We start from the raw sequence: 6193 nt of genomic DNA on the forward strand, positions 1-6193 counted from the left end.
CAAAGACGCAAAGGTTTGAGTTTTAAAGATTCAATTTGGCAATTTCATACCTCGATTCAGCAACGCCAAAATTTAAAGGTATGTGAAGAAAAGTAAAATCACTCAAAACTCTCTTCCTGTTCCCTGTTCCCTTGCCCCAACGACAATTTTTAACGCCCACCTACTTATTCACTGCAAAAATCATGTTAAAACAACATCAACAACTCAAATTTTCCCCTTCCATGAATAACAATTATCAAGGATGGCAAGGCGATTTAAATACTGTGTCCTTTGATGCAAAAAATATTAAAAATAAACTGATGAATTTGGATTCCCCTTGTTATATTCTGAATAAAGAAGGACAAATTGGTATTAGCAATGAAGGCAGTCTATCATATAGTGCTAACGGTAAAACTCAAAAGCTAGAAATGCTTTTAACTGTTCCTCCAATCGGATTTCATCAATTAGGTGATCCAGCTTTTCTAGAGTTCTACAGCGTCAAATATGCCTATATGACTGGAGCAATGGCTCAAGGTATTGCATCCGAAGAAATGGTAATTACCTTGGGAAAAGCCAACATTTTAAGCTCCTTTGGTGCAGGAGGTTTATCTCCTACCCGGATAGAAGCAGCAATTCACAAAATTCAACAAGCTTTGCATAACAAATCTTATGCTTTTAACTTACTTCATAGTCCTAGTGAACCTGCTATCGAAAGGCGTTTAATTGATTTGTATTTACAGCATCAAGTCAGAATAATTGAAGCCTCTGCATTCTTAGATTTAAGTGATAATATCGTCTACTATCGGGCGGCTGGACTGAGTTTAAATTCAGCCAATGAAATCGAAATCAAAAACAAAATTATTGCTAAAGTTTCTCGTCGGGAAGTTGCTACTAAATTCCTCCAACCTGCACCTACAAAAATTTTAACTCAATTAGTTGAACAAGGGTTAATTACTGAATTGCAAGCTAATCTTGCCGCAAAAATTCCTATGGCTGATGATATTACCGTAGAAGCAGATTCAGGAGGACATACAGATAATCGTCCACTGGTTTGTTTATTACCTTCTATTTTAGAATTAAGGGACGAAATTCAAGGTAAATATGATTATGAAAAACCCGTAAGAATTGGTGTGGCTGGGGGAATTTCTACACCGCAATCAGCCCTAGCAGCTTTAATGATGGGTGCGGCTTATATTGCCACTGGTTCTATTAATCAATCTTGCGTTGAAGCTGGAACTTCAGAATATACAAAAAAGCTCCTAGCTGAAGCAGAAATGACTGATGTAATGATGGCACCTGCGGCTGATATGTTTGAAATGGGAGTCAAATTACAAGTTCTTAAACGGGGAACTCTCTTCCCCCTTCGCGCTCAAAAATTATGGGAATTATACAGAAACTATAATTCATTTGCAGAAATTCCCCCAGATGAAATAGAAAAGTTAGAAAAACAAATTCTGCGAAAAACAATTTCCGAAATTTGGCAAGAAACATCTACTTATTTATCTCAACGTAACCCAGAAAAATTAAGTAAAGCTGCCAATAATCCTAAACTAAAAATGGCGTTAATATTTCGCTGGTATTTAGGATTATCTTCCCGGTGGTCTAATACTGGAGAAAAGGGTCGAGAAATTGATTATCAAATTTGGTGTGGACCAGCAATGGGAAGTTTTAATAATTGGGTACGTGGTTCTTATTTAGCTGATATTAATAATCGTCGAGTAGTTAATGTGGCAGATGAAATTATGACAGGTGCAGCGTATTTGTATCGGATTCAAAACTTGAAAATTCAAGGCTTACAAATGCCAGAAGAATACAGTCAATATCATCCACAAAGTAGCTTGGGTTGAGGGACAGTGTTCGCGTAGCGTGCCGAAGGCATAACCCAACATTAGCGGTAGGATAGCAAGGGGTGTTGGGTTTCGTCCATTGGTGTCAACTTAAGCTCAAATCCCTACCACATCTCGTTCCTAGTCTCTGACTAGGAATGCAGTTGATGAGGCTCTGCCTCTAATATTATTGAAGGCAGAGCCTTCTAGAATTCATTCCCAGTCAGAGACTGGGAATGAGATGACTTGAGTTCTTTGCGGGATAGAGGTTTTACGTGAACGTACCTCAACCAAACCTAAGTAGGTGAACACAATAAAACCAAACTGTGTAAAGAAATGTAAAATCGCCCAAACCCTCTTCACTCTTGCCTCTTGCCTCTTGCCTTTTGCCTTGCCATAACGACAATTTTCAACGCTCACCTACTTACATTTTACCAAAGGTTGTGATAAATATGGCTATAAATAGAAAGTTAGGACAGCTAGAAGAAACAATGGAAATCCTGAATCAACGGGCTAAAACATGGAATGTAGTTACTATTAGCCGGATTCGAGGAAATATTCAAGAAACAGTTCTCAGACAGTCTTTAAATATTATTCAATATCGTCATCCTGCGCTTAATTCTCATATTATTAACTCTCGAAATTCTTACTATTATCAGTCTAAAGGTACAGGAAAACTTCCTTTGCAAGTTGTTAATATTAGAGAAAGTCAGGAATGGGAAGCGATCGTTAATGCAGAAATGAATCAGGTAATTGATAGTAGTAAATACCTGCTGCGAGTCGTACTTGTCAAGATATTAAATCAGCAAAATATTAATTATCTGATTACAACCACACATCATGCTATTACCGACGGTTTATCAAGTGTCCAACTTCACTCAGAAATTTTAACCTACTGTCAAAAGATTACCGAAGGTAAATCTCTTCCCATAGTTACTACTTTAGAACCACTTCCACCCATTGAAAAACTATTACCCACTTGGACAAATAGTTTCAAAAGCAAACTAGGTAGAGTTGCTTTATTATTAAATATTGCATTTCAAAAATATTGGAATCAACCAAAAGCATTAAGAGTAGAAAAATATGTTCCTATTTCTCAACGTCGTTGCGAAATCATTCATAGACAACTTAGTGAAGAATCAACACGGCAGTTTATTCAGCAATGCAGACAAGAAAATACTACAGTACAAAGTGCTTTATGTGCGGCACTAATGTTAACAGTCTCCAAACAACTGACTAAAAACCATGAAGATAATATTCCAGTTAGTTGTTTATCATATCTTGATTTAAGAAGACGGTTACAACCAGAAATTAGTACAGAGAATATGACGGTTTTAGCAGCGTCTTTGATGAAATTTTATAGAATTACCAATAATACATCTTTTTGGGAATTAGCGCGAAAAGTAAAACATAATCTCAATGAAAAAATTCACCAAGGAGAAATTTTTCAAATGATATATCTAGCTAAATATTTGATAAATTTTTCTTTACTATTCCCTAATCAAGTATCTCCTACAGTCTCAGTTTCCAATCTTGGTAAAGTCAATATTCCCCATACTTATGGAGAATTAGAACTAGAGGAAATCAGTTTTGTTGGTTCTCATGCTTTATATGCAGGAATGTTTATTGTTCACGCTGCTACTTTTCAGGAAAAAATGACCCTAAATTTTGTCTTTTCTCAACCTTCACTTAATCAGCAAACTATGGAAAGACTTGTTGATCATTGCATTGATTCTATCATGAAAGTCTCATCGCGTTACTTAATACCAGTAGGTACATAAATGAATAACAATATCTCTAATTCTCTCTCAGAAAACCAAGATAACGCTACTAAAATACAAGCTTGGTTAGTTTCGGAAATTTCCTCTTTACTGGGAGTTAATCCAGAAGAAATAAATATTCGTGAACCTTTAGATAGTTACGGTTTAGACTCAGCACAAACCATAGTTATCGCTAGTAAAGCCGAAAAGTTTTTGGGATTCAAATTATCACTTATCCACCTTTGGTATTATCCCACCATTGAAGAACTTTCTCTCAGATTATCTGAAGAATTAGAAAATTCTCAGTCAGAAATTATCCAGATATAACCTCTACAAATTCTGTTTAATTACTGACAAACCAGTTTTTCCTCCTTGATTATTGGGACACTTCGCTAGATTAGGGTAGCCTAATTGAGCCAGGTGTCCTCTTTTCTAAATTCCTATTTTTCAACACGGGAGATTTTGTGATGAACGCAGCGGAAATTTTAGCAAAACTCACTCAACAAGGTGTATTATTTTGGTCAGAAAATAGCAAACTGAATATTCGTTCTCCCAAGGGTGTAATTACTCCAGAAATACAAATAGAAATAGCTAAATATAAAGAAGATATTTTAGCATTAATTCAGGAAATGAATGTTACTAATGACTATGTTCATGAACCTTTAATGCAAGGTATTAGTTTACAAACTATTGGTAAATTAATTGGTGGTTTTTCTGGAGAGTCACCCACGGGATATCAAATTCCAGTTATTAATCCTCAGTTTATGGCTGAGAACTTAAAAGTGACTTTTAGACCTTTACCGGATTATTATGATAATCAAGTTATTGTCAGATTTCGCCAACAATTAATATTTTATCTCCAAAAGCATGGGGTGAAGGTAATTCCTTGGAAAGAAGCAACAACGGAATTGAAACATACCATTAAAATTCCCGTTATTAACTGGCATAAATCTTTGAAAATGCAGAGTGTCAGAGCAGATATTGATGCTGTAATAGATGTAGAAAGACCAAATTCATGGTTAAGAAAATTAGGAATATTTGTCGCTGAAACTTGGTATAAGTTATCTTATACATGGCTGAAAGAAAAACAAAAAATGTCTGTTGTACAAATTGCTAAGTTAAGTAGTTGGGCTGAAGATCATGCTGCTAAATATGTTGAAGATCCAACAAATACACAAGTAATAATTTTAACCGATATAGATGATGAATTTGTTAATCCACTTACACCCTATCCAGAAAAAATTCGCATTGGCATAAATACATTGGTGAAAACTTTTTCAGAAATTGTGATTGGTGTATCTCATGAAAAGTTTTCAATTCTGAATATGAATCTTTCTGATTCTAATTTTGCCCCCAATGAAGTCGAGAACTTTGCCTTAAAATCACTGATTCCCAAAGTATTTGTGCCGATTACTCCATTATTAATTAGTCGTTTTGAAATAGGAGAATATAATCCTCATTTATCAACCTATGCTGGAAAATTAATTAAATTAGGGCAAGATTTAGCATCTACAGGGTTATTTCCGGCTGGGTTTAAATTAGATGAAGTTGTTAAAAGAAAATCCCATAGAGATATTGTGAATGTCATTGTGAATGGCAGAACAGGAGTATCTTATGGTTTTGTGGCTTATGCTGAACCTCCTCATTATGTAGGGAAGCCAGAAATCACTATTGATGAATGGGATAATTTATTACCTGTAGCGGGATTTAGTAGTTATGAACTTCGCCAAAATGAACAAGGTAGACGTTATATAAAACTAAATATCAACGCCGAAAATAGATTTAAGCAAATACCTGATATTTGGCTAGTTAGTTCTCGTTCTGGGGCAAATAAAACAGATTTAAGCATTGATACTGATATTCTACGGATTGGTTTACAAGACAAATTACATCTGCAATTACCATTAGGAAGTAATGCACAAAAAGCAGATATTAAACCATCCTATGATATCTATGTGATGTTAGCTATTAGTTTGGCTGCGGCTTTATATACACCAGAATTAATTGCTAATGGTGCGCCAATTGTTCACTTTCATGGTTATCCTGATGTTGATTGGTTTCAAGAAAAGGAATATTGTGTGGGGATGAATAATCCTTCTGTACCTTGTGGAACTTATGAATCAGGGGTTTTCAACTTTTTAGGAATTGCTGATTTAGGTGATCAAATAATCAGTGATGTCAATTTAATTAGCTTAGTAGAACCAGATCATGGGACAAATTTTATTGCTAATGATTTGGAGTATTTAGTAAATAGGTTAAAGGCTGGGTGTGTGACTGGACAAATTGAATTAGGTGGGAAAAATTTCCCTTCTCTGAAAAATCGCTAACAAGATCCCCGTAACAAGATCCCCGACTTCTTTAAGAAGTCGGGGATCTGATTTAGCTACGGTGTACACACAAGTTATCGAATCACCATTATTCCTCAAATTACCCCTCCCTAACCCTCCCCTTGTAAAGGGGAGGGAACTGGATTTTTATTGTTTCCCCCCAAAGCATCGGCTAGGGTGTACACACAAGTTATTGAATCACCATTATTCCTCAAATTACCCCTCCCTAACCCTCCCCTTGTAAAGGGGAGGGAACTGGATTTTTATTGTTTCCCCCCAAAGCATCGGCTAGGGTGTACAC

4 protein-coding genes are annotated in these 6193 nt (G+C 35.7%); all 4 read left to right on the top strand.

The features are described 5' to 3' along the window. Positions 1-182 precede the first annotated feature (182 nt). The 4 genes from AN486_RS19225 to AN486_RS19240 all read left to right on the top strand — a co-directional run bounded on the left by AN486_RS19225 (position 183) and on the right by AN486_RS19240 (position 5892). Complete coding sequence (locus tag AN486_RS19225) at positions 183-1826, top strand: PfaD family polyunsaturated fatty acid/polyketide biosynthesis protein (protein ID WP_053537998.1); 1644 nt, start codon at positions 183-185, stop codon at positions 1824-1826. 431 nt (positions 1827-2257) lie between these two features. Next, positions 2258-3586 carry a condensation domain-containing protein gene (locus tag AN486_RS19230; protein WP_290602093.1) on the top strand — a complete coding sequence of 443 codons (1329 nt, stop codon included), beginning with the start codon at positions 2258-2260 and terminating at the stop codon, positions 3584-3586. Next, positions 3587-3892 carry an acyl carrier protein gene (locus tag AN486_RS19235; RefSeq protein WP_027402681.1) on the top strand — a complete coding sequence of 102 codons (306 nt, stop codon included), beginning with the start codon at positions 3587-3589 and terminating at the stop codon, positions 3890-3892. 140 nt (positions 3893-4032) lie between these two features. Next, a complete protein-coding gene (locus AN486_RS19240; protein ID WP_290602096.1) occupies positions 4033-5892 on the top strand; it encodes a hypothetical protein in 1860 nt (619 codons plus the stop codon). The last annotated feature ends 301 nt before the right edge of the window (positions 5893-6193 follow it).

It is taken from the genome of Anabaena sp. AL93, assembly GCF_001672085.1.
In the GTDB taxonomy this organism is placed as follows: domain Bacteria; phylum Cyanobacteriota; class Cyanobacteriia; order Cyanobacteriales; family Nostocaceae; genus Dolichospermum; species Dolichospermum heterosporum.

What these genes read in the sequence shown, in the direction of transcription:
- AN486_RS19235 (WP_027402681.1), top strand. Translation starts at nt 3,587, where the DNA reads ATGAATAACAATATCTCTAATTCTCTCTCAGAAAACCAAGATAACGCT.
- AN486_RS19240 (WP_290602096.1), top strand. Translation starts at nt 4,033, where the DNA reads ATGAACGCAGCGGAAATTTTAGCAAAACTCACTCAACAAGGTGTATTA.
- AN486_RS19230 (WP_290602093.1), top strand. Translation starts at nt 2,258, where the DNA reads ATGGCTATAAATAGAAAGTTAGGACAGCTAGAAGAAACAATGGAAATC.
- AN486_RS19225 (WP_053537998.1), top strand. Translation starts at nt 183, where the DNA reads ATGTTAAAACAACATCAACAACTCAAATTTTCCCCTTCCATGAATAAC.